Here is a 22,088-nt window from a genome sequence, read left to right as displayed (position 1 = left end):
CCTGTTCCTGTTCCTGTTCCTGTTCCTGTTCCTGTTCCTGTTCCTGTTCCTGTTCCTGTTCTTGTTTCCGCCCCCGTGCACGACGCACGAATGGCATCGGCCACGCGCTGCCGCTGCTTGCCCTGCGCCGGCAGGTTGTAATCGATATGGCATTGCTCGTTCGCAGTGCTGCCCCACTTCACCGTCAACGTGCCGCTGTCGGCGATGCCGCGCACGTACAGTCGGCTGGCCTGGCCCACCACGCCCACGCTCTTGCCTTGGGCGTCGTAGACATCGGCGCCGAAGGGCAAGGGCTCGCCATTGGGTTGGTCGGCCTTGATCAGCACGGAGCGGCCGCTTTCGGTTTCGTACTTGATCGGCACCACGGCGCCGCGGCGTGGCGCCACGTTCTCGGAGGCGCTCTTCAGTTCCACGTCGACGGGAATGTTGGCAGGATCCAGTTGCACCGTATTGAGACGATACGGTTGCAAGTACGGCACCACGGCGTACCCGCGGCGATCCACCTTGATATTGTTCGATCCGCCATCGACAACCGCGCCTGCCGCGTCGGGCGCGTGGACGATGCCGATGGTATCGGTGATCGTTTGCGCCAGCGTCACGCCCCCCGGGTGCACCACGATGCCACCGGACACGCCGAACGCGGCCGAGCGATAGCCGCCGCCCTGCGAGTAGCTGCCCGTAAGTGTGGCCAGCGGCGCGTTGTATTGCGCATTCGCGTTGCCGCTTACGCCGTCTTGTTGGTAGTGCGTGGCAGAGACGGCGTACGTACCCTGCGATCGCGCGCCGAACTGCCCGTTCAGGCCGACCAGTTCGCTGCCGCGGCCGTTGCTGTTGTGAACCAGGGTGGTGTTGAACGTTGGCGCGCGCATGGCGCGGCCCAGCGGAACGGATCCACTGAAATTGACCTGCGTGTCGGTCAGATGCATGCCCAGGTCGCGGTAGCGCTGCGCGCTCAAGGTATAGCTGAGCAACCGCCACTGGTTGGTGTAACCCAGGGTGAAGTTCACATTGTTGGCGCGGCGGTTCCAATAATTCTGCGCCTCGCCTTGCAGATAGAGCTGCCCACCACTGTCGCCCAGCGACTGGTTGATGGTCAGTTGCAAGCGGCTGCGCAGGCGCTCGAAATTCTCCGGATCGCCGCCTTCCAGCGCCAGCTGGCGCAGTGACACCGCATCGCGCACGCTGAGGTAGCCGCTGGTGGAATAGCGATAGGCACCCAGCGAAAAGTTCAGACCGCTGTCGAAGTTCTTGTTGTAGCGCAGCTGCACGCTCCGGCCGCTTTGCGCGCTGCCCATTGGCAAGGTGGTGCGCGCATGCGTCATGTCCAGCGAGAACGCGCCGATGGGAGTACCGACAGCGCTGCCGAGCGTGAGTCCGCCATACCCCTGGGCAAAGGTCGCGCCGCCGTAGCCGGTGACCTGGTTGCTGATACCGCGCTGCAGGGCTCCCTGGGTGATATAGGGCTTGACCGTCAATCCGGCTTCGTTCATCTGGCCCAGCGCTAGGGAATAACGGCTGTAGCCTGCTCGCAGCAGCTGCGGCGTGGCGGCATACGGCACCCGCAGGGTTTTTCTGCGGCCATCCGCTTCGGCGATTTCCACTTCGAGATCGCCACCGTAACCGGTGGGATTGAGATCATCGATCACGAAGGGGCCCGGCGCCACCGTAACCTGGTCCAGGATCACACCGCGCTGGCGGATGGTGACCTTGGCCGTGGTTTCGGCTACGCCGCGCACCACCGGCGCATAGCCGGTCTGCGTAGGCGATAGCATGGTGTCGTCGGTGGCCAGCACCGCACCGCGGATGCGCACGCTGTCGATCACGCTGCCGTCGGTGTACACCTGGCCCGCCATCAGCTGCGATTGCAGTTGGGGCAGGTCTCGCTGCACGTAGGTATCGCTGTTCTGGTAGCGCGCGCCGTCCGGGCCGCCGGTAGTCAGTGAACCGGTATGGCGCAGATGCCACGGTCCCAGGTTGAAACCGGCATTGAGCCGCAGATAATTGCTGGTGGTCGTACGGCCGGCATAGGTATTGCTGTACGTGTTGAAGTTGTAGCCCACCATCGCGGCCGGCACGCCGCTATCCCAGCTTTCCGGACTGACGTAGCCACGCGCGTTGCGCCGCATATACAACTGCGGCACGGTGAGCGTGAAACGCTGCTCGCCAGTGTCGAAGCCGGCGGTCGCACCAGGAATGTACGTGGCGATGTCACCGCAAAAGCTGCCCGCGGGAAGCGGCAAGGGCTGCTTCGCGGCGATGTCCCCGCGCGCTGCCGCCTGCTCGGTTTTGCTTTGGATGCCAAGCAAATCGACGCCCAGGCGAATGAGCAGGTCGCGGTCGTAGCAGGGTTGCGCGCTCGCCTGGCCATCCACGGCGGCGAAGGTCACATCCATGCGGTTGCTCATCAGCGCGCCATTGATGATGACGTCGGCGCGATACGTACCCGGCAGCACCACGTTGCCGCGCTCGAAACGGGAAAGGTCCACCTGGCTGTGGCCGCCGCGCGGCAAGAAGCCTGCGTCGAATTCCACCGCTTCGGGCGACGTCGGCAAGGCAGGGTCGAGCGCAGGCGCAGCCGGATCGGCCACCGCCGGACCCGCCGCGCACAGCAATGCAGCGTGGACAAAAAAGCCCAGGCGCTTGCGTGGCAAAGCAAGCGCCTGGGCTTGCCCCGCCAAATCGATATAAGAAGAACGCGGATGCATGCATGAACTTCCATGAACAGACGTGTGGATTCCTTCCGAATTACCCGCGGTACTTCGGAAACGAGAAATAACAAGAAAGAGATGGTCCTGGCCGGCTGCTAAAGCGCTACGTCAGCCTTGCCCGGCTTGAGCGCGCCAAAATCATCAATGGAGCTGAACTCCACGTGCGCACCAGGAGCCGGTACGTTTTTCAAATCCGCCAAGGGAAAGCGCAGAGTGCCGCCGGGCGCGACCATGCTGTGATTGACGTTGTCGCGTCGGCCGCGCTCATACGTGCGCGCGCCATCGTGCAGCTCGACTTTTTCGAACGAGACGTAATAGGGCGAAGGGTTGCTCACTTCCAATGCATAACCTTTTTCCGCGCCAACCAGTTTCCAGCTCAACTTGGATGGCGCGTCGTTCACGTCATACGGCAACCCCTCTGGACGGTAGAACACCTTGATGCGCGTGCGGAACGCGAACTGCAACAGGTTGCGCTCTTTGTCGTCGCCATCCTTGGCCTTGGGCTTCGGCGGCACTTCCAGCATGTTCAGCCAGAACAGGCTTTCTTTATCGGCGGGCAATCGCTCGCCGATAAAGGCCACACGTACCGCCTGCTGTTTGGCGGGATCCATGCGGAACATCGGCGGTGTAAGGGTGAACGGTACGTCGGCCTTGTCCGGCGTAACGCTGTCGTCCCCGCTGTCCATCCATACCTGGATCAGCGCGGGCCGATTGCCCTTGTTGTCGAGCCTCACCGTCACTTCCCGGCTCTTGGTCGGATATACCACCCGGGTGGTATCGATAATCACACCGGCCTGCGCCGACATGGCGCCCAGCGCCGACATAAGCACGGCGAGCACCGCGACAAAGCGGTTAGCAGCTGTCATAGCTTTGCTCTTATGGAGTTGGAAGGAAGCCCGCCCCGCGCACGAGGCGGACGCGCGAAGTTCGCGATGCCCGATGGCTTAGTCGTAGACCACTTCATAGCCGACGCGGGCGTTGACTTCGCCCGATGTAGCCTGACCGTTGGCGGAGTAGTACCGCGCATCCATCGGGACGATGGCCGCATTGTTGACGATCTTTACACCCTCGGAAGTACCGCCATCGGCCAGATTGATCACCGTGCCGTCCTTGTTGAGGATCTGGATCTGCACGTTCTGGGCACCACCGGGGTCCGGATTCAGATAACCCGTGGCCTGGTCGATCGAAGGACTGAGTCCATCGAACGCCACATAGGCGGTATGGCCGTTCGTGCAGCTGGCATCGCCGTTACCGCCGATATGAATCTCAAACGGCACCGCATCCCCTTTTGATGCGGGGGCCTGGAATTCGCCGACCGGAAGATGATGCATTTCAACCTTTTTATCGGCATTGCCATGACCCGGATCATGCCCCTCTACCTGACAGGTGGTAGGCGTAAGGCCGCCCGTGAAGGTAATCGTCCCATCGCTGGCCGCGAAAGCCTGGTACGGAGCTATACCGAGAGCCAGTACGACAGCCGCCGAAACAATCGAAAACTTCATGTAGTTAGTCCCTTTAAAGAATGAGTGGCGAAGTCGAGAAGCTTGCCGCCATAAAAACCCTGGGCGGCAGCGCATCCTCGCCGCGGATTCTCACCGGGCGACGTTGGCGGTCTGCGGTAATTAATAACTACATGACTTTTTTTTGAACTTTTCCATGACAGCAAGCCCTGCCTGCAGGACAGGGCCATAAAAAGAACGCACGACTCCCCGTGCGCCGGTCACAGCGACGACGAATGAAAGAAAGAAATTTCCCGCACATCACCTATGCAATCACCAGGCGACGCTTCGACCAGGTCACTCACCTGGCGGGCCCATACGTATCTACCCCCCCGCCGCATCGATATCCCTGAAAGATGGAGCCATCGACTTGAACAGAGCAGCTTGAGCCCCTCGCTGTGGAATGGCACGCCCATCAGTACCGCGTCTGCGCAACGCGGCTCACCAAGAGTACGCCCATGAATACCATCTCCTCTTCGCCGGTATTGGATGCATCGCCCGCCACATTCAATCCGCGCCACCCTTCGCCAGAAACCATCGCGGTTCCAGATGCGCTGACCCGCCGATATACGCTTGCACAAGGCCCCGATGCTGGCTGGGACATTTACATCCGAAAAGATCACGGCGGCGTCAAGGTGGACAAGCCGTTGTGGCGAAATCTGGGCTTTGGCCGCGAAAACCGCCCTTCTGCGCCACCGCCGATCATTGCCGGGTATGAATACCGGGGCGAAACCACCCGTGGTGATGTTTCTACGCTCATTTACGCACCCGCCGACATGCAGACTACCGTTAGCGGGACATCGCCAAATTCCATCGAAAATCCGAACGATGACGCCTGGGCGAATCACTTTCCGTTTGGTCCGACCAACACCCTGGCGCGCACCCTCAGATCCAGTCCTGCACAATCTCCCGAAGGGAGCATGTATGCCCATGCACAGCCAGTGGGAGCAGTCGTCGAAATAAAGCCAGACGGCCAGGTTAAGCACCTGGGCACCGGCTTCCTGGCCTACTCGCCCTACGACGGTGATTCCACTATTTATGTTGTTACCAACGATCATGTGATCAGCACCAGCGATGGCCCCGGCCGGCGCGAGTTGTGGCTAGGTTATGAAAATCCGAATGCCCCCCCGAAGGAACGGATAGAACTGTCTGGCCGCCCGGCAGAAAGCGCTGGGTTGGATTACGCCATATTCCGCGTAAGGGAAGCAGACAAAGCCAAGGCGCTCAGCTTCAATCCGTTGAAACCAGGTCCGCCAGGCACGGCGTTCGTCGGTGACGACATATATATGCCAAATCACGCCAGCGGCAGCGTGAAAGGTATTTCATACAGAGATGGCTCCGGAAAAAACGCGAAGATACTTAAAACAACATCCGATCTTGGATCAAGGTATCCACATCAGGTGCTCATGCATAACGCGTTCAATTCTCCAGGAACATCTGGCTCTCCGATCATAGATAGGCGTTCAAACAAGGTCATTGCCCTCAACTTCGGAGGCATCGGTCTAGGCAGGGCCGTCAACTTGTCTACGGTATGGTCGGACGCGCGCCCCCAACTTCAACGCGGCACATGATAAAAAAAATGGCTCGCTGCGCCGCTCATGCCCACCTCAGCGAATGACCGTCCATGTTTCGCCTTCGCCGTATCCAGATGAAGCACACGATGCCACCGTCAAAACTAATAACATTTGTCATGAATTCATTCATATTCAAATCCCACCGCAAGAGCTGGAAAGGCTGTTACGTACTGAGCAACGACGAGCGCCGCGCCGCATGGGCGTTGCGCTACTACGGCGCAGGCCATCACAAAAACAATGAAAGCCTGTGTAACCCGAACAACCCGGTCATATGCCTGGAACCAGGCGCGACGAGCGTGGCGCCCTTGAAGCAGACCGATGGATAGGAACGCCCTGGTGTTCGATGCAGGCGTCTTCGCCCCGTACTTTGGGTGCGCGTTTCATCACCGCATAGGAGAATGATATGACGTGACGAAACATGCCATTTGCATAAACATATCCATTATTTAATTACGCCCGTTACAAATCTGAACATCTAAAAAAAATAGCATGCAGGCTAATATGTTCATTATTATCGACACCGAAACCTTGGCGACATCCCCCAACGCCGTTGTCCTTTCTATCGGCGCCATTGCCTTCTCTCTCGAGAGCGGCGTTGAGCCGATCAAATTTTATTCGAAAATCAATCTACGCGAACAAGACTGCCGAACGATCGATCCGGACGTCGTCACGTGCTGGATGAGGCGCGCTCAAGAAGACGAGCACGCCACCGACGTATTCGAAGGTTTGCGCGAGCCAGTCGGCTCCGCCCTCCAACGATTGTCTACCTACATGAGTGCATATCTTGCGCCCGATGGTGAAGTTTGGGGCGATGGGCTCGGCTGTATCGCAGTCAAGACCCTTTACGAAGAGTTCGGTATGGCCGCACCTTGGCGTAACGGACAACTGCGCTGCGTACGAACCTTGAGAAATCTTGTCATGCAATTGGACATCGAAGTGAATGTCACCCATGACGTATCGTCCTATCCGGCATTGGACGACGCGGAATGGAATGCCCGATTTATCCTGGCGGCCAGGAAAAGCCTCCATCAGCGGCGGTTTGGCCACCGAATTGCCCTCTAGCAGGATGCCGGCCTTTTGTGCTGGCTAGCCGTGCTCGACAGCGCCTTGCGCCGTCGATCAACGGCGGCACTCATGGATTGTTTTCAGCGTTTTTATATGCAGACCCTAAATCAGAGAGGATCGTCATGAGCATAAGCGGTATTAATCCAACATCAACGTTTCCGGATTACACCACCATCCCATCGAATGCAGGCAGCGCCAACCCGGTTCCCGATCTGCAGTCGCGCGTCCAGCCGGATCAGTCGAATTTTGGCCAGGCATCTCAAGGATCAAGTCGGAGCAGCAGCTCCCAGGGGCAGTCGGGCTCCTTACTTCAGCAATTCCAGAAGCTTCTCCAGCAAGCTGCTTCAATGATACTTGGCGCGTTGCCCTTGATCGGCCCGATGCTCCAGCAATTGTCCGGTGCATTGACATCCGGTAGCGGCACGAATGCCGGCGGAAGCTCATGAGAGGCGTGATTGCCCGCTGATTTTCCACACGCCGCAACGGTGCAAACGCGGCGTGTCGTTTACAAACGTATTCGGATTCGTTGGCGATACACGAGATCGAGTGTCTTCGTGGACGTGGCTCTGTTGCGTTGCGACCGGACTTGGCGCGTTCACCCTTCGTGCGTCCGAGCATTACTTCTATTTATGTTTTATAAGAATTAAAAAATGCCATGTAAATCAGCATTTAATCGGATATTAAATCGCATCCGCCGTCGCCTGATGGCTTCCCGAAAAACGCTGTTCGAGCATTGGGAACTGGTATTGGCTCCGTTGTTTCTATCTTCCCTGTTGTTGTTGATGCTGCCGAAGCCTGATCACTCCTCCCGCGTTCACAACGACGCAGACATGAGCGGCGGCACGTGTCCGGATGTGCCAGAAGGCGCGATCGCCAGCTTGGACGGCTGCTTGCACAAAACGGTGATCGATCTCAGCGGCGTAAACTTCAAGTTCGACCATCCACGCCAGGGCGAAACCGACATTGCCGCCGCCCTGGTCGAACCCGTCAATGAATCGCTGGCCACTCTGGATCAAGCCGTGGACACATTGAAACGCTATCCGCAGATGCGTGTCACGGTGGCCGATTACACCGATAGCATGGGCAACCCTGCCTATAGCCTGGCTCTTTCCGAGCGTCGCGCGAAGATCGTGTATGACTACCTGACCTCGCATGGCATCGATGCCAGCCGCCTGGACGGTCCGGTGGGCCATGGCCAGGACGAACCTGTCGACAACAGCGGCACCCCTGCTGGCCGCGCCAGAAACCGTCGCACCGAATTGCAGGTTGAATCGCCCGGGATGCGTGGAGGAGCCCGTTCTTGACGAGAACCGTCTAGCGCCGAATCTCCGGTCTTCGTTGCGGGCATGCGACAGGGATTTCGTTCGATGTGGCCGGACACGCCGCGCCAGCTGTCCATCCACGCTGCCCACACCGGCGTTGGCCGGCAGACGGGCGACAACATGTTTCGTCTTGCTAACCATTGCCGTTTAAAAACAGACAGCGTTGTCGAAATTAACGAATCGCAGTTTTCGCAGGCAGCCGCGATCTGCGCGCCAAGCCTCCTGAAGGCCGCTTTGCCTGGCGAACTCATATTTGATCAGCATGCGCGCCCGAAATGGACTTCACATATTTCCTCCAATCCCTGCTTCCGTATGAGCCAGTTCTTGATATCTCATGGCTTCTGCTGCCGCAGTCAAATAGGAATAACGGACCTTACTCATGCTTGAAGAACAAGAACGACAATGTCGCATGACACGCCGCTCGCCGGATGTGGTTGATTTCCTTCAGCAGGAAATCAACCGCCGTCTCTCGCCCGACGTCGAACCATTGCCGTCGTGCCCGACATGTCGCGGACAGTCGGTCGCATCGAATGGCCATCGTACATTCACCGATGGCGTGCAGCGGCCGTGCTACGCATGCCGATCGTGCGGCGATACTTTCAATCGCCTCACCGGCACCGTGCTGGCCCATCGCCGTTACGGCGACCGCATCTCCACGATCGTGCCGCTGCTGCCGCACTCGATCAGTTGTGCCGAAGCTGCCCGGCGTTTGGATTTGCCCATGGTGGTGATCCAACGTGCCGTGCGAGCGCTGCGCTTATGGCTGCTGGCGCTCGATCCCAGTGGACGATATGAACGCGCCGTGCGGCTGGGCGGCCCTTTCCCGCCAGCGCGCTCCGCGCCCGTGCGGGAGAATCCAACCCTCACCCGCTTGTTGTTGACGGATTTCGACACCATCCATTCGGATGATCCCGACCAGCCAGCACCAGCCTGCCCATACTGCGCTGGCAGCCGCGTAAACCATCCCGCCGGCGAGAGCGATTATCCACGCTTCTACTGCCTGGACTGCCGCAGGCTTTTCAACCGCCGCACGGGCACGCCTTACAGCCGCAATCGACGTGCGGCGCAGCAGCGCGCATTGATCCGCTATCTGAGTTTACCGCTGCCCATCCATCAATTGGCCGCGCTTATCGAGATGAGCCGCAGTGCTACGACCCGCCTGGTGCGCGAACTGCATGTGCGTTGCCTTGAACTGGATCCCTCCGGCCGCCTGGCTGCCGCGGTTCAAGCCGGCGCGCAGCCGGGCGCCGACACGCCGTGCTTGTACTGCGGCGCCCCGGATGTGCGCATCCGTGGCGCACGAGGCCGATGTGGAACCTGCAAGGGCAGGCTTTCGCCCTATCGCGCGGTTCGCGAACGAGATGGACTGCTCGAAGCGGGACCCTGGCAGTGGCTCCCATTGCATGGCCGCTAACGCGACCCTCTGCGTCGAGGGAACACCGCGGGTTCGTACAGGGTGGCAGCGACACGATCATCACCGCGATCCACGCGCAATCGGCCACCGCCCCGCTCCCGCGGACATTAACCGGTGGTCACATGGTCATTTATTTAAGCCAACACTGATTAAGTATCGCCGTCGTCATCAGCCTTGTCTGTTCGCAGGCCACAGGGCCGTCGGCGAAGGCAGACTGGCCGTCTGTCGAGGCGGCGGACCGAAGGCGTGCGGACAGACAGGGCTGGCCCCACCATGTTGAATTCAAAGTGATGGGGTGATGTCTGGAAGGCCCCGCAGGCCGCGCCGCGTGGTTTGGCAAGACGGCCACACAAGACATCCTGCGAGCCTTCCAGACATCATGACGACGGCGATACTTGATCAGTGTTGCCTTAATCCATTACTACCTTCTGACGGAGGCATGCTTTCAAAATTTTTCGCGTCTCATTAAAAGGATACTTTTTTATGGTCACATCTATTCAATCTTTGCCTGATTATGTCGCCACAATCGACAGCAGCCCATTGCATGCTCCCCATGCGGTGGAAAAACCACAGACCGGGCCGCAGTTGAGCCCTGGAGAAGGATTCGTGGCGAACAGATCTTGGGCAGACATGAGAGAAACCCATACTTCGATGGCAAAAGCGAATAGCTCGCAGCCTGATCTCCCACCGAGCGCCAAAGCGGGATCCGGCACAGACAATTCCTTTAACGATGACAGCGATTTATATGACGTCACGCCGAAAGGATGGGACGTCTATGAAAACAAGCTTGATAAAATGGGAATCAACGAACTTAAGGCGGAAAAAGACCATATTCGTACCTTGGCGGGAAAGGAAGACAATCCGCCCAGGCAAATGGCACTAGCCATGAGGCTTGATCAGGTCAATGCTCGAATTGGAAATGTGCAAAGTCCCGACGGCAAAGGAGCCATCTGAGCAGACAGCCACCGGCGAAACCGGTGGCTATGGCTATGTGCGAAGGCCCACTAGTGTCCGAAGAAATTTTCCGTCGATCTAGCGGGAAGGCTAAAAACGACGTCATTCCAACGAAAGCTCACTGCGGTCCGGGGAAAGTGTTCTCTGCTCTAAATAAGCATCGGTGCTTATCGGATGCCAACATTTTTGCCGGCAAACTCAACGCTACCGAGTCGTCGCCCGGCGAAGACCAAGCAAAAACGGAGACACTTCAGCTCCAACCCTCCCCTGCCGCCGCAGGGGAGGGAGACGATCATCGCTAACCTCATGTTTTGTCGCGCTGTTACGCCGTCACGAGCGACGGCCCACTTACAGAAGTGCTCTTAAGCGGCTTTCCCGTGGAATGTCCCAGGGAATTCTCCAGGGACGAAGGGATCAGGGGGTTGAATGACGACGCTCGGCTTCCCAGGAGGAAACTCGTCCGGTTCGAAAGGCCTGGGCGGCTTCAAGTCTTGTGATGGTGCGGGGCTGCCGCTACCCGAAGGGGATTCCATCCACGCGGGTCCGTAGCGTTTGTCGTATCCACCATTCGCGGCACTCCAAGGTCCTTCTCCCGTCGTGTCGCGGAGCGCTGTATATGCACGGCCGTTACCCGCGATAACGATGTCGCCAGCCTTATATGGCTTGGTTTCCTTCCATACCGGGCCGGCAGTACTTGTTGAACCACCATTAGCTTGCACCCACGCTGGATCAGCACCTCCATAGGGCGATCCGGGGGCGGTATGGCTCCAGGGCCCTTCACCTACGGTCGGCCTGCGCGCTTCATACGCCTGTCCGTTACCCGCCGTTACCGCATCGCCGTGGCCATATTGTTTGTTTTCCTGCCATGCAGGGGGCGGAGTAGAAGGCGAGCCTTGCGACGATGGCCGCCCTCGCGTGGGAAAGAGGGGGTGAAAGCCTGTCGCGGGGTCATAGCTTACAGGGGGGGCACTAATCTTCACCTCCACCGGTTGTTCAACGGTTGTATGAATCTGAAAATCGACCGTTTCCCCTGTTTTCGAGAACTTATAATCCACGCGCTCCGGATTATTCGGCCCGCCACTACCGGCCTGACCGGGCTGACCATAGCCAGCGGAGACACCATGGCCTGCTGCGTAGGGGGGCGTATTTACGAATGGATTCGACGTAATCGGCGAATTCGGCAACGGCGCGGTATTGGAGCCCGCCTGAGACGTCATCGGGCCATGTTGATAAGCATTTCCAACCTGATAATCCTGCGGACTGGACAACTGGACGCCTTCCATATATTTCTCCTATTCAAAGGTACTTGATAAAAATTTTATAACCATCACGATGATGCGATACACCATAATTGGTAGATCCATTGCGGCCTGAATGGCCTGATCAACATTAAACGTTCATCGTAAAAGCTAAGTTTCATCCTTTCTGTGTGCGTTCTTTGCATGCACGCCACTGAGAAAATCGATACCGTATGCGATGGAATCCGCATTATTCAAAGCGGTCGACGTATCTGCGCCGGCTGGTTTTTCCGGACCGTACCAGTGGTCATCCGTTGAGATTCGCATGTGAGTGGATTCGTGCGCCATGATGTGGCCAACCTCCTCCTTCTTTTTATCCGATTTGCTATTTACCAAATCATCGACATATTTCTTGTTCAAGATGATAAGGCCGCGCCCTCCCTGGCTGGAGGGCGTGTATGCGGGGGCGTCGGGATTGAGCGCCGGATGCTTCGCAAAGTCACCGACATAAATAACAGGACCAACACTGCCATTTTCCTCGTAAGATTTAAGATAATCCAATCCATGCACCGTATTTATCAACTTGACTCTCAGGGACGACAGATTTTCACGCGACAAAATATCCTCGCCAAACATGGCCTTCAGCCTTTGCTTTTGGTCGCTGCTTAAGTAATTATCATCGGCCAACTGCTTTTCGATCGCTGAAATAGCCTGTCTTCCTTTCGCTCCATAATCATCCAGAGCAGCCATGATTAATTTATGCACGGCCGGGTCATTCCTAGCAGGCTTCGCGTCAAGATCCTTAAGGAACGAATCCATGTTGGATGCCGGAGCCCGAGCCGCATCCACCCCGCCGCCACTGCCCTTGATCAACATATAACCCAGCCAGCTTCCAAAAATGCCGCCGACGATGACGACGGGCCAAAACAGAGCCCTGGGCTGACGGCTTGGAGGACGCTCACTGGTCGATGGAAGGAAACCCTCCCCGGGCTCGATCGGCGGCGCCATTCTGGATGGAGCCGAGTGGTTCGCGGCAACGTCGTACGCCTTGGCAGAAAGCTGAGCATGCGTATCGCTGTTCATGGCACTGATAGTCATCACCAACTCCTTCCTGATTGCCCATCCGGGGTTGCCAGCTCTGTGCACTGTCCGTCGGCCTGCAGGGAATGCACGCCCACCCAGAAAGGACGCCACTGGTTTGCAGCGAACATGTTGCACGGCTTCGGGCTGCTGCGAGCTGACGCCCATGCTCCCTCTGTGCAAACGTCCGACATAAAGCCAGCTGAAGCTCGACACTAATCTTTAGTGCATCGTTGATTAGATGATGCAGGGCAATTGCCTATACCTACTCCCGCAACCGCCACGCATTCGATTTAACCATTTGGATTTATATACTTATTATAAGCACCAATAAAGTTTAACTGGCCAGTAGTGTATTTTCCGTCCTTTGGTATATACAAATCACCAAAATCAATTGTTTTTCCATCCGGCCCAACGTTGGAAGTAACCTTGTTTATTTCTGGATTATAATCAACCGGTGGCAGCGTATGCCAGACTTGAACTGGCTGAATGTAATTGTCTTGCAATTGAAAAAATGTCCTTGACTGCGCCGGGGGCAGAAAGCCCCCATTCGGACGGTAATGGTTCTCCTGCCCACTTTGCGGTGGTTGCCAATTCTGCGGTGGCCGCCCACTTTGCGGTGGCTGCTCACCTTGCACCGTAACAAGCCCGTCGAATTCCTGACCAACGGTGCCATTGAGATCAATCACTGTACCGTCCGCGCCGCTTATCTTATTAGGGTCGCCAGGATTGGTATCCTCCGGACGAGGGAAGTGGCTAACGGAAGGATAGTTGGGGCTGGGTGGAACCAGCACATTAGATGGCACCTGTGGCTTCGGCAAAGGCGTATACCCTCCCTCGCCTATGCCGGTGAACCTATTCCCTAACTCATCGCGGAGACCAAAAATTCCGCCGTTCCGTGGTGCTGCGTCAGGGAAGCTCCCCTTCGGCTCAAGCGGGGGGATAGTGTTGCCATTAATCGGATTGCCACCGGCCTGGATGCTTCTACCTGTCCCAGCCCCGGTCGTGGATTGGTCCGGTGAAGCCGTGACCTGGGTGTAACCGTAGCTCGGGGCGTAGGTGTCATTATTCGTATTGATTGCTTGCATAAAAAAGTCCCTCTAGGAGGCAGAGTATGAATACTCTTTATAAATAGGAATGGACTTGTGCCTGGCGCGCCGTGAAGATATTCAAGCCTTGTTGCTGACTTGCCAGGCAACTTCATGATGATGTGATCACGCGTTGGCAGTGCCGTACATACGTACATGGCACAGCGAGGGGCCTAGTTGTCTTGATCGTCTCGGCGGTCCATCTCCCTGGCCCTGGCCAGGCGTAGCATCTTCTTATACAGATCGAGCCGAATTTCCAACCGCTCAAGCAATCTTCTTTCCTCGGTCAATGCGTGCCGCAGCCGGTGGCATTCTTCGGCTTGCATGTCTCTGCGCACTTCCGTCCGGCGAATTTCAAGGTCGAGTACCCGCAGCAAGCCCTGGTAGACGCCAAGGCCACTGAGGTTGTCGGTTACCTTGCTGAGGCACGCCGACTGGGCCAGCCTTGTTTCGTGCACGAGCCCCCGCAATTGCTCAGCCAAGGCTTGCTCCTTGTGCTCGGCGGCTTGCACATGACGCACCAGGCGCGCCATCTTCGCCGACGCCAATTGATGCCGGAGCGTGGCGATCCGGTGGAGATCGCGCTTGGCGGCGTCTTCCCGTCTCCGGCTCATCCGCGTGATCGCTTTTTAGTCCAGAGAGCCGCTGGTCATCTCGCGCAGCAAGCTCATGGTCGCATCCCACGGGTTGCAGACATGGGACGATTGCCGCAGCAGGCTATGAATGGAAGGCCTTTTACGCACGGCTTCATCCAACTCGCGGTCTACGCCTTCCTTGTACTCGCCAAGCCGGATCAACAGTTCCGATTTTTTGTATTCCGACATCCATTTCCGTATCAGCCCCGCCATGGCCAAATGTTGCGGTTCGCACACGCCTTGCATGACGCGGCTTTTGCTGGCGAGGATGTCAATGGCGGGATATTGCCCGGCGGCGGCTATCTCGGAAGAGAGCACGATATGCCCATCCAGCAAGGATCGCGCCTCTTCGCAAATGGGGTCGCCCCCGTCTTCATCCTCGGCCAATACTGTGTAGAAGGCCGTAATGGAACCGGACTCGTCGCACCCTGAGCGCTCCAGTAAGCCCGGTAACGCGGAAAAAACGCTGGGCGGAAAGCCTCGCCGCGCGGGAGGCTCGCCGGCCGCCAGCCCCACTTCGCGAAGTGCCCGGGCAAATCGGGTCAGCGAGTCGAATAGCAACAATACGCGCTTGCCTTGCGCGCGAAACCCCTCGGCAATGGCCGATGCCGTATGCGCCGCCTTGATGCGCTCTGCCGCAGGACGGTCGGAAGTCGCCACGACGACCACGGAGTGGACAAACGTTTTTTCGCCCAACCCTCTTTCGATGAACTCCTGGACTTCCCTGCCGCGCTCTCCAATCAAGGCCACCACGACAGCGTCGGCGGCGGCAAAACTGGCAAGCATGCTCAGCAAGGATGTCTTGCCCACTCCGGCCGGGGCAAAAATGCCCACGCGCTGTCCTACGCCACTGGTAAGCAGCGCATCGATCGCCTTGACGCCCGTGACAAAGGGCTGCTTGATCACCGGGCGAGACAGCGGAGCAGGTATGGTGCCGATGACCGACCGAGTTCGGGATGCCGACAGCGCGCGCTGATCCAGGGGCCGGCAAAAGCCGTCGACAACCCGGCCAAGCAGGGCGTCGGAAGCAGGGATCAATAAACCCGAACCCGTCGCTTCGACCATCGTAGTTGGCGACAAGCCGACCATCGGGCCAAGCGGCATCACGATGGCCTGGCCATTGTCCAAGCCGACCACTTCGCCAAGCAATTCAAAGTTGCCTGGCGCCGAATACATTCGGCACAAATCGCCGATGCGCAGATGCACGCCAACCACTCTTATCAGCGTGCCCACAATGGATACGATTTTTCCGCCTTTCTGCACCGGCGACGTGGGCGACACGTCGCGGCTGTCCGTCTCCAGCGCCATGCCGGCATCATCCAGCGTGTCGGCTGACCACGCCGACCCGTTCCATGGCGATCCTGGCTTGCGGAATTTCCTCGAATGCGAGCACCGTTCGCCGTGCACCGATGCCGCTGATGAATTTCGCCAGGTGTTTACGCAGCGATGAGGAGGCCAGAAGCACCGCCGTCGCCGGCGCGCGCTCGAGCGCACTGGTCACGCTCTTTTGAAGCGCTTGCACATCCTGAAAGCCCAGCATGAGGCAAGGCTCGCCCTCATTGTCCGTGCGCAGCGCATTGGCCATGACCGTGCCCCATGATTCGTCCAAAACGATAACCAGGAGTTTGTTGGTATGAGCGTCGACATAATTGAAAATGGACGAGGGGACGACCGCGATGCGCGCTACTTCCAGCAGCCGATGATATGACCGGTCACCGGGTGGCATGCTCACGACCGCCTCGCATATGCCTCGGAGATTCCGTATGGATACCGATTCTTCCAATAAGCCCGACAGCATTCGTCCAAAAGCGATCGGCGTTACCGCCGCCAGCGCCGAGGCGACCAGGTCCGGAAAGACAAGACGCAGGCGATTGAGGAGAAATTGCGCCTCCTGTGTTCCCATGAAGTCGGCCGCATGCCGGTAGCAAGCACCGTAGATTTGCGCCGATAACACCTCCGTTGCCGTTGCGATGGCGGCGCCGTTGGCCCGAGCGGCTTCAACGCCGGCTCCATCGATCCAGTAAGCTTCGGCGCTGCCCGGGAAGAAGCCCGGGCGTTCGCGCGAACAGCTCGCAAGCGCTTCGCCTCCGCCATGGGCGAGCCATGCGTTGGCGAACAGCTGTCCTGACACGACGTTCACCTCATTGACTTCAATGACGAAGGCCTCGTCTGGAAAGTCCGGCTCGCCGACCATGGATACTCCGGGAAACGGCAATCCCAGGTTCTGCATCAAGTAGCGGCGGACATTGCCCAGCTCACGGTCCAACTCACCCGGAACCAGCGCGTGGAAGGCTTGCCGCCCGACACGCACACGCAGCGGAACGGTAGTGCCGAGCTCGACGCTATCGAGCAGGTTCGGCAAGTAATGCGAACCATCGCGCGCCATGTTCGGCATCGGCGCCTGCTTTGAGCGTGCAATCAGCCGCTCGCGGTTCCGCTTCGTCATGCCAATGCCCAATAGCGCCAGCGCGATCACGATGAACTGAATATGGGGAAACCCCGGCACCAGCGCCAATATCGTCGACGCTACGGCCGCCATCAGGACCGACCTTGGCTGATGGGTGACCTGGTCGTATATGCGGCGGCCCAGATTATCGACGCCATCCGGCGACGCTCCCGCATCGCCGCGGGTTATGACAAGGCCGGCGGCAATGGCCACCATCAACGACGGGATTTGCGATACCAGCCCATCACCGACCGTGAGTATCACGTAGGTGTTGACGGACTCGCCGAAGGAAAGCCCTCTTTGCAGCACGCCGACACTGATGCCGCCAACGATGTTGATCAGCGCCACGATGAGCCCGATCATCGCATCGCCCTTCACGAATTTCATGGCGCCATCGAGTGCGCCGTGGAGCTGAATTTCACGCTGAAGCACCTCGCGTCGTACCTTGGCCTGGTCGGCGCTGATGGTTCCCGCGCGAAGATCCGCGTCGATGCTCATCTGCTTGCCGGGAATGGCATCGAGCGTGAAACGCGCGGCAACCTCGGCCACGCGGTCGCTTCCCTTCGCCACCACGACAAACTGCACCGCACAGAGCAGCAGAAAGATCACCAGCCCTACCACGACGTTGCTGCCCACCACGAGCATGCCAAATGCCTGCACCATGTCCCCTGCATGGGCGTGCAGGAGAACGCCCTTGGTGGTCGCCACCGACAGGCCGAGGCGGAATAGCGTAGTCAGCAACAGCAACGAGGGAAACGTCGCCATGTCCAACGTGGACTTGATGTAGATCGCGACAGCGATCAGCAGCAATGAAAAGGAAAAATTCAGGGCGATCGCCAGGTCCAGCACGAAGGCCGGCATTGGCAAGACGATGAGGCACAGGATCGCCAGCAGGACCAGCGCCGCGGCGACATCCACGTACTTTTCAATGAACGTGGTGATGTCCCATTTTTTTAAGATATCGAATTGCGCCGTGTTCACGCCTTACCCTCATCTCATGTCGCGTTGCAGACTTTTACGTATCGCTTTGACCTGCGGATCGCCTTCGCGATCGCGATGCTCGCGCTTGACCTCGTCCTTGGACATCTTGTTTCTGCGCTTCCACAGCCTCATCTGCACAATCCAATCCAGCGCGCCCAGGCAGGCGCAGCCGAGCACCGCATAGCCCACCGCCTTCCAGCCCATCGCCAGACTTCCCAGCAACACGTCCTGCCAACGCACCGAAGAGGGCAACGCGGCCAAGGTGGTGAGCAGCGAGCGGCCCACGAGCAGCGAAACAAACACAACGACCATCATGCTGGCCGTGGCCAGCGCGGTGGCGAACAGGCGCTGCAAACCAAAAAGGTTCTTCAAACCCGAGACGGGATTGACGCGGTTGACGTCGAACCACTGACGCTTCCTCGCAATCTTCCCGCGGCTTTGAGCGACACCTAGCAGCAAGGCCATCGTTATCCCCATGGCAGCGGGGATCGCCATGCCGGCTGCCATGACTGAGAGAAAGAACATGCGCGTCCCAGGTTCATCCTGCAAAACCTGCAGCGACAGCAGGCGATCGGCGTAGGACATGAAGAATGCCAAGGCCAATCCCATCAGGGTCGGCAACGCCAGCCACCATGCGAGCATGCTCAAGGCTACGGAAAAAGGATGGCTTTTCGCCATATCGCCTTTTTCCGCGGCATTCTTGAGCTTGGTCTCGGTGGGTTGCTCGGTTTTGCTGCTCACTTGACCCTCAACAGCAGCGATATAAGGCGCCGCATGTTTTCCATCTGGTTGTCCAGCGTAATCACCAGCATCAGGCACACCAGCAATGCCTTGACCGCCATGGACATGCTCATCGGACTGAGTTCGGCCGCATATCGACTCAGCGTCGCCACGCACAGATCGGAAAACACGAGCATGGCCAGGATGGGCGCCGCTATTTGCAAGGCCAGCGCCACCAGGCTCTCGGCCCCGCCTGCAAGCAGATAATGGATAAAGCCGTCGAGCGGTCCACCAGGCGGCCATAGCGATGTGATGGGCCACACTGCATAGGTAGCCATGATCGCCGTGGGGAAATAGAACCCGCCTCCCGACGTCATCAATATAAGAATGAGCAGCAAGCTATAGAGGGTTTCGATCGGTCCGGACGTATGGCCCAGGCTGGGATTGAATAGCGCACCGACGGTGTAGCCGGCCTGCTGATCCAGCACGGCTCCGGCGGTACTCACCACGATGAACACGCGGCTCACCATGAAGCCGAGTGCTGCGCCCAGCAATGCCTCCTTCACCGCCAAGGGAAGCAGATGTTGCATGGGCAATCCCGCGACGCCCGCTCCTTGTTCGACGCACAATCCGACGGCTAGCGGAAACGGCAGGAGAAACGCCTTACCTGCGGAAGACTTGAACGTCGGCACCACGCTTACCAAGACGGACGTCCTTACCATTGCCAGCAGCAGGCCGGTCAGGAATTCGAAGGGTTCGTTCACAACGGGCTGGCCCCCATGTAAGGGACGATGCGATAAATCGCGCTGAAGAACCCGACGAGAGCCTCCGTCAGCCACCTCGACATCATGACCAGTACCATGCATACCACGCTGACTTTGATCACGTAGCCAATGGTCTGGTCCTGGACTTGAATCACCGATTGAATGATTCCCACGAACGCGCCGACGACCGCCGCAGCGATCAGCGGCGGCGCCGTGCTGAACAGAATGATGCGGAACGCCTGATGGATGATTTCGCTTTCGGACATCATCGCGGATACGACGCAATCAAGCTGTGCATGAGCTGCGATAGCCCCATCGTCAACACGAAAATCAACAGCTTCAGAGGAATGGAAACAGTGGAAGGCGGAAACATCGTCATACCCATCGCCATCAGCAGGTTGGCCACGATCAAGTCGATGACCGCAAACCCGACGGCGATGAACATGCCGATTTTGAAGGCCGTTCCGATCTCCGAAATGGCGAAGGCCGACACCAGCACGAGCCAGGGCTCGCTGTCCTGCTCGCGTGCGGGCGCGTCGGTGTCGTTGTCATCCTTCAGATGCATGTCGGATACCAGCTTATTCAGCGAAGCCAGCTCATCCGGCGCGACATGCTTGCGCATGAATTGCTCCAGCGGCCGCCTGCCTGCATCGACCAGCTCGGCCAGGGCCGGACGCTGCTTGCCTTCCAGCACGGCCACGAAATCCACTCGCTCGGTGACTTGCTCCCATACCGGCGCCATCACCAGCAGGGTCGCGGCCATTGCCAGGCCGCTTATCGCCAGACCGGATGGGGCTTGTTGTATGCCCAACGCGTTCCTGAGCAAAACCAGCACAATCGAGATCTTGGTAAATGACGTGGTCATGACCACCAACAACGGCAACATGCCGATCAATACCATCAAGAACAAGAAGGTAAACAGATCGGGAGACTCGCCCATCAGCGGCACTGGCGGAGTCATGCTGGCGGGCCACCGCACTCATTGATCAGAACGGCCAGCTGGCCATCGACGCCGACGATTTCCCCGCGGGCAAACATCCGGCCGTTGCAACACAAGGTAACCGCCTTGCCTGAGATGGGACGCTCCACCGCGAACACTCCGCCTGCATGCAAGCCCTGAAGCTCGGCGAGCGTCACCATGCGCCGATCGAGCACGACATCCACGATGAACGGCACCTCTTCAAGCGCGAAGGGTTCTTCATCGTGATGATGTTCGACCGTTGCAAATGCCGATTGATCCGATGCTGGTTTTGAGTCTTCCATACATGCCTCCTCGTTCTTCCACTTGATGTGATATCGAAAACCCTTCGACAAAGGCCCGACATGCAGCCTTGCACCCGACCATGGCACGCGCAGTACCGCGCCACGCCCGATCTTGCGCAGCTCCTGGATGGGAAGCGGCTGGCTCTGATAGAGTGTTGCCAGCATGACCCTCAGCCCGTCCGGCAAATTCGCCCGCCTGGGCTCTACCTGCACTATGTCATCCCACCGGATATGCCCAAGCACCGCTCCGGCGATGGCGATGTGACCTGAGCCACCATCCTCGTGTGTCAGCAGGAATGCGAGGGCCTCCTGTGGAAAAGCTGCATTCAACTGTCCTTCCTGCAGCGACAGCGCCACGCCAAGATGCCGCTCGATCCGCTCTACCCATGGCGAAATCAGCCAATCGATCCAGCTGCCGATCGCCCGCTCATCCTTGGCGACCCGTACGATGACGTCCGGCGCGTACTCGGGAAACAACGCACCCATGTCGAAGCCGACTTTCAGGTCGCCGTAGCTGCACGAATAGGTGCAGACCATGCAATAACCATTCAAAGGTCGCTCGAGATGGAAGGCCAAGCCAGACGCTTCTCCGGCAAAGTCCTCGGCAAGAACGACTCTCTCCGAACCCGCAAAGCGGTTCATCGCCTCTGTCACATGACGCGTGAACACCAAGCCTGGCAACCAGGTTGAATGGGTCATGGCGAGCCCGCCTCGGTGATTTCCGTGCCGATGCACAGTTCGGCAAAGATGCCCGCGCAAATGGCCCGGACCTGCCGGTCGAAATTGATATTCAAGATGCCGGTTTCGGTCTCGACCCGGCATTCGTCCTGAAGCAGGTGACTGTCGGCTATCACCTCGCATCCCAGACCACCGTGCTCCCGGCTGAAGCGAACGATGACATCGTCCACCAAGGAAAAATGCGCAGGATGGACATGTATTCGCAGCACCGGACTCTCGCGTGCCGCCAGCAGGCACTGGTGGATTCGCATCATCAACAGGCCGTTTACAGGAACTTCGCCCAATGCCTCGCGCACTGCCTTTTCGATCGCCGTTTTGAAGTTCCGCTCCGCATTCCTCCAGACCTTCAGATGCGAAACGAACGCGGAAGTCACCTGCTTCCTTGCTTCTTCGAAGCCTGCCCCATAGCCCTTTTGACGCGCATGCTTCTTGGCCTTGTGTAGCGAATGCGCCAGTCTTTGCCGCGTTTCGCGTTCTTCACGCATGATCCGCTGCTGAAGGGCCGCCAAATTCTCAAGCGTGAGCGCTTCTTCGCTCGATAACACACCATTGCCAAAAATGGACCAATCACCCACTTTTCCAATAAGCACTTCCTATAT

At 58.3% G+C, this 22,088-nt stretch carries 22 protein-coding genes; 8 read left to right on the top strand and 14 right to left on the bottom strand.

Translation table 11 applies throughout. The features are described from left to right. The 3 genes from V7M64_RS12625 to V7M64_RS12615 form a co-directional block, all read right to left on the bottom strand. On the bottom strand, window positions 1-2,705 hold a 2,705-nt coding region (locus tag V7M64_RS12625; protein ID WP_333679508.1), incomplete at its 3' end, for a fimbria/pilus outer membrane usher protein. A 98-nt stretch (window positions 2,706-2,803) separates the two neighbouring features. Beyond that, a complete protein-coding gene (locus tag V7M64_RS12620) occupies window positions 2,804-3,574 on the bottom strand; it encodes a fimbria/pilus periplasmic chaperone (RefSeq protein WP_333679507.1) in 771 nt (256 codons plus the stop codon). A 78-nt stretch (window positions 3,575-3,652) separates the two neighbouring features. Next, window positions 3,653-4,210, bottom strand: coding sequence for a fimbrial protein (locus V7M64_RS12615; protein WP_333679506.1), 558 nt, complete (start codon window positions 4,208-4,210; stop codon window positions 3,653-3,655). Window positions 4,211-4,665: 455 nt separating this feature from the next. Here V7M64_RS12615 and V7M64_RS12610 point away from each other — a divergent pair, with 455 nt between their 5' ends. From V7M64_RS12610 to V7M64_RS12575, 8 genes are all read left to right on the top strand, one after another. Continuing rightward, window positions 4,666-5,778 carry a serine protease gene (locus V7M64_RS12610; RefSeq protein ID WP_333679505.1) on the top strand — a complete coding sequence of 371 codons (1,113 nt, stop codon included), beginning with the start codon at window positions 4,666-4,668 and terminating at the stop codon, window positions 5,776-5,778. Between the two features lie 119 nt (window positions 5,779-5,897). After that, the gene (locus V7M64_RS12605) at window positions 5,898-6,107 is read left to right on the top strand and encodes a hypothetical protein (protein WP_333679504.1); all 210 of its coding nucleotides are present in this window, start codon (window positions 5,898-5,900) and stop codon (window positions 6,105-6,107) included. A 175-nt stretch (window positions 6,108-6,282) separates the two neighbouring features. Beyond that, window positions 6,283-6,843, top strand: coding sequence for a 3'-5' exonuclease (locus V7M64_RS12600; RefSeq protein ID WP_333679503.1), 561 nt, complete (start codon window positions 6,283-6,285; stop codon window positions 6,841-6,843). 125 nt (window positions 6,844-6,968) lie between these two features. Then, window positions 6,969-7,292 (top strand): hypothetical protein, encoded by a 324-nt coding sequence (locus tag V7M64_RS12595; RefSeq protein WP_333679502.1) that lies wholly within the window; start codon window positions 6,969-6,971, stop codon window positions 7,290-7,292. A 258-nt stretch (window positions 7,293-7,550) separates the two neighbouring features. After that, window positions 7,551-8,150: an OmpA family protein gene (locus V7M64_RS12590; protein WP_333679501.1), complete on the top strand. Its 600-nt coding sequence runs from the start codon at window positions 7,551-7,553 to the stop codon at window positions 8,148-8,150. Window positions 8,151-8,213: 63 nt separating this feature from the next. Further along, entirely contained in the window at window positions 8,214-8,555 is a 342-nt protein-coding gene (locus tag V7M64_RS12585; RefSeq protein ID WP_333679500.1) for a hypothetical protein, read from the top strand. A 22-nt stretch (window positions 8,556-8,577) separates the two neighbouring features. Then, entirely contained in the window at window positions 8,578-9,582 is a 1,005-nt protein-coding gene (locus V7M64_RS12580) for a DUF746 domain-containing protein (RefSeq protein WP_333679499.1), read from the top strand. 483 nt (window positions 9,583-10,065) lie between these two features. Beyond that, a complete protein-coding gene (locus V7M64_RS12575; protein ID WP_333679498.1) occupies window positions 10,066-10,536 on the top strand; it encodes a hypothetical protein in 471 nt (156 codons plus the stop codon). Window positions 10,537-11,945: 1,409 nt separating this feature from the next. Here the strand turns inward: V7M64_RS12575 and V7M64_RS12570 are convergent. The 11 genes from V7M64_RS12570 to V7M64_RS12520 all read right to left on the bottom strand — a co-directional run bounded on the left by V7M64_RS12570 (window position 11,946) and on the right by V7M64_RS12520 (window position 22,079). After that, window positions 11,946-12,872, bottom strand: coding sequence for a M35 family metallo-endopeptidase (locus V7M64_RS12570; protein WP_333679496.1), 927 nt, complete (start codon window positions 12,870-12,872; stop codon window positions 11,946-11,948). A 275-nt stretch (window positions 12,873-13,147) separates the two neighbouring features. After that, window positions 13,148-13,942 (bottom strand): hypothetical protein, encoded by a 795-nt coding sequence (locus V7M64_RS12565; RefSeq protein ID WP_333679495.1) that lies wholly within the window; start codon window positions 13,940-13,942, stop codon window positions 13,148-13,150. 173 nt (window positions 13,943-14,115) lie between these two features. Beyond that, on the bottom strand, window positions 14,116-14,556 hold the full coding sequence (locus V7M64_RS12560) for a hypothetical protein (protein ID WP_333679494.1): 441 nt from the start codon (window positions 14,554-14,556) through the stop codon (window positions 14,116-14,118). Between the two features lie 15 nt (window positions 14,557-14,571). Further along, window positions 14,572-15,885, bottom strand: a complete 1,314-nt coding sequence (locus tag V7M64_RS12555; protein WP_333679493.1) for a FliI/YscN family ATPase — start codon at window positions 15,883-15,885, stop codon at window positions 14,572-14,574. A gap of 7 nt (window positions 15,886-15,892) precedes the next feature. Then, window positions 15,893-18,004 carry a flagellar biosynthesis protein FlhA gene (locus V7M64_RS12550; protein ID WP_333679492.1) on the bottom strand — a complete coding sequence of 704 codons (2,112 nt, stop codon included), beginning with the start codon at window positions 18,002-18,004 and terminating at the stop codon, window positions 15,893-15,895. 9 nt (window positions 18,005-18,013) lie between these two features. Continuing rightward, window positions 18,014-18,745: an EscU/YscU/HrcU family type III secretion system export apparatus switch protein gene (locus V7M64_RS12545; protein WP_333679491.1), complete on the bottom strand. Its 732-nt coding sequence runs from the start codon at window positions 18,743-18,745 to the stop codon at window positions 18,014-18,016. Further along, window positions 18,742-19,590, bottom strand: a complete 849-nt coding sequence (locus tag V7M64_RS12540; RefSeq protein WP_333679490.1) for a flagellar biosynthetic protein FliR — start codon at window positions 19,588-19,590, stop codon at window positions 18,742-18,744. Before V7M64_RS12540 ends, V7M64_RS12545 begins: the two co-directional genes overlap by 4 nt. Continuing rightward, on the bottom strand, window positions 19,485-19,754 hold the full coding sequence (locus tag V7M64_RS12535) for a flagellar biosynthetic protein FliQ (protein ID WP_333679489.1): 270 nt from the start codon (window positions 19,752-19,754) through the stop codon (window positions 19,485-19,487). The genes V7M64_RS12540 and V7M64_RS12535 overlap by 106 nt, the downstream gene beginning before the upstream one ends. Next, a complete protein-coding gene (locus V7M64_RS12530) occupies window positions 19,754-20,449 on the bottom strand; it encodes an EscR/YscR/HrcR family type III secretion system export apparatus protein (RefSeq protein ID WP_333679488.1) in 696 nt (231 codons plus the stop codon). Before V7M64_RS12530 ends, V7M64_RS12535 begins: the two co-directional genes overlap by 1 nt. Beyond that, on the bottom strand, window positions 20,446-21,450 hold the full coding sequence (locus tag V7M64_RS12525) for a FliM/FliN family flagellar motor switch protein (RefSeq protein WP_333679487.1): 1,005 nt from the start codon (window positions 21,448-21,450) through the stop codon (window positions 20,446-20,448). The genes V7M64_RS12530 and V7M64_RS12525 overlap by 4 nt, the downstream gene beginning before the upstream one ends. After that, the gene (locus V7M64_RS12520) at window positions 21,447-22,079 is read right to left on the bottom strand and encodes a FliH/SctL family protein (protein ID WP_333679486.1); all 633 of its coding nucleotides are present in this window, start codon (window positions 22,077-22,079) and stop codon (window positions 21,447-21,449) included. Before V7M64_RS12520 ends, V7M64_RS12525 begins: the two co-directional genes overlap by 4 nt. Window positions 22,080-22,088: the final 9 nt, after the last annotated feature.

The organism is Dyella sp. (genome assembly GCF_036746095.1).
Lineage (GTDB): Bacteria > Pseudomonadota > Gammaproteobacteria > Xanthomonadales > Rhodanobacteraceae > Dyella_B.
The sequence above is the reverse complement of the archived record's forward strand: the minus strand, read 5'-3'. Positions and strand labels throughout refer to the sequence as shown.

What these genes read in the sequence shown, in the direction of transcription:
- V7M64_RS12560 (WP_333679494.1), bottom strand. Translation starts at nt 14,556, where the DNA reads ATGAGCCGGAGACGGGAAGACGCCGCCAAGCGCGATCTCCACCGGATC.
- V7M64_RS12570 (WP_333679496.1), bottom strand. Translation starts at nt 12,872, where the DNA reads ATGACTATCAGTGCCATGAACAGCGATACGCATGCTCAGCTTTCTGCC.
- V7M64_RS12595 (WP_333679502.1), top strand. Translation starts at nt 6,969, where the DNA reads ATGAGCATAAGCGGTATTAATCCAACATCAACGTTTCCGGATTACACC.
- V7M64_RS12620 (WP_333679507.1), bottom strand. Translation starts at nt 3,574, where the DNA reads ATGACAGCTGCTAACCGCTTTGTCGCGGTGCTCGCCGTGCTTATGTCG.
- V7M64_RS12600 (WP_333679503.1), top strand. Translation starts at nt 6,283, where the DNA reads ATGTTCATTATTATCGACACCGAAACCTTGGCGACATCCCCCAACGCC.
- V7M64_RS12585 (WP_333679500.1), top strand. Translation starts at nt 8,214, where the DNA reads ATGTGGCCGGACACGCCGCGCCAGCTGTCCATCCACGCTGCCCACACC.
- V7M64_RS12555 (WP_333679493.1), bottom strand. Translation starts at nt 15,885, where the DNA reads ATGGCGCTGGAGACGGACAGCCGCGACGTGTCGCCCACGTCGCCGGTG.
- V7M64_RS12525 (WP_333679487.1), bottom strand. Translation starts at nt 21,450, where the DNA reads ATGACCCATTCAACCTGGTTGCCAGGCTTGGTGTTCACGCGTCATGTG.
- V7M64_RS12540 (WP_333679490.1), bottom strand. Translation starts at nt 19,590, where the DNA reads ATGCATGGTACTGGTCATGATGTCGAGGTGGCTGACGGAGGCTCTCGT.
- V7M64_RS12565 (WP_333679495.1), bottom strand. Translation starts at nt 13,942, where the DNA reads ATGCAAGCAATCAATACGAATAATGACACCTACGCCCCGAGCTACGGT.
- V7M64_RS12580 (WP_333679499.1), top strand. Translation starts at nt 8,578, where the DNA reads ATGACACGCCGCTCGCCGGATGTGGTTGATTTCCTTCAGCAGGAAATC.
- V7M64_RS12575 (WP_333679498.1), top strand. Translation starts at nt 10,066, where the DNA reads ATGGTCACATCTATTCAATCTTTGCCTGATTATGTCGCCACAATCGAC.
- V7M64_RS12535 (WP_333679489.1), bottom strand. Translation starts at nt 19,754, where the DNA reads ATGTCCGAAAGCGAAATCATCCATCAGGCGTTCCGCATCATTCTGTTC.
- V7M64_RS12590 (WP_333679501.1), top strand. Translation starts at nt 7,551, where the DNA reads ATGGCTTCCCGAAAAACGCTGTTCGAGCATTGGGAACTGGTATTGGCT.
- V7M64_RS12610 (WP_333679505.1), top strand. Translation starts at nt 4,666, where the DNA reads ATGAATACCATCTCCTCTTCGCCGGTATTGGATGCATCGCCCGCCACA.
- V7M64_RS12530 (WP_333679488.1), bottom strand. Translation starts at nt 20,449, where the DNA reads ATGACTCCGCCAGTGCCGCTGATGGGCGAGTCTCCCGATCTGTTTACC.
- V7M64_RS12605 (WP_333679504.1), top strand. Translation starts at nt 5,898, where the DNA reads ATGAATTCATTCATATTCAAATCCCACCGCAAGAGCTGGAAAGGCTGT.
- V7M64_RS12615 (WP_333679506.1), bottom strand. Translation starts at nt 4,210, where the DNA reads ATGAAGTTTTCGATTGTTTCGGCGGCTGTCGTACTGGCTCTCGGTATA.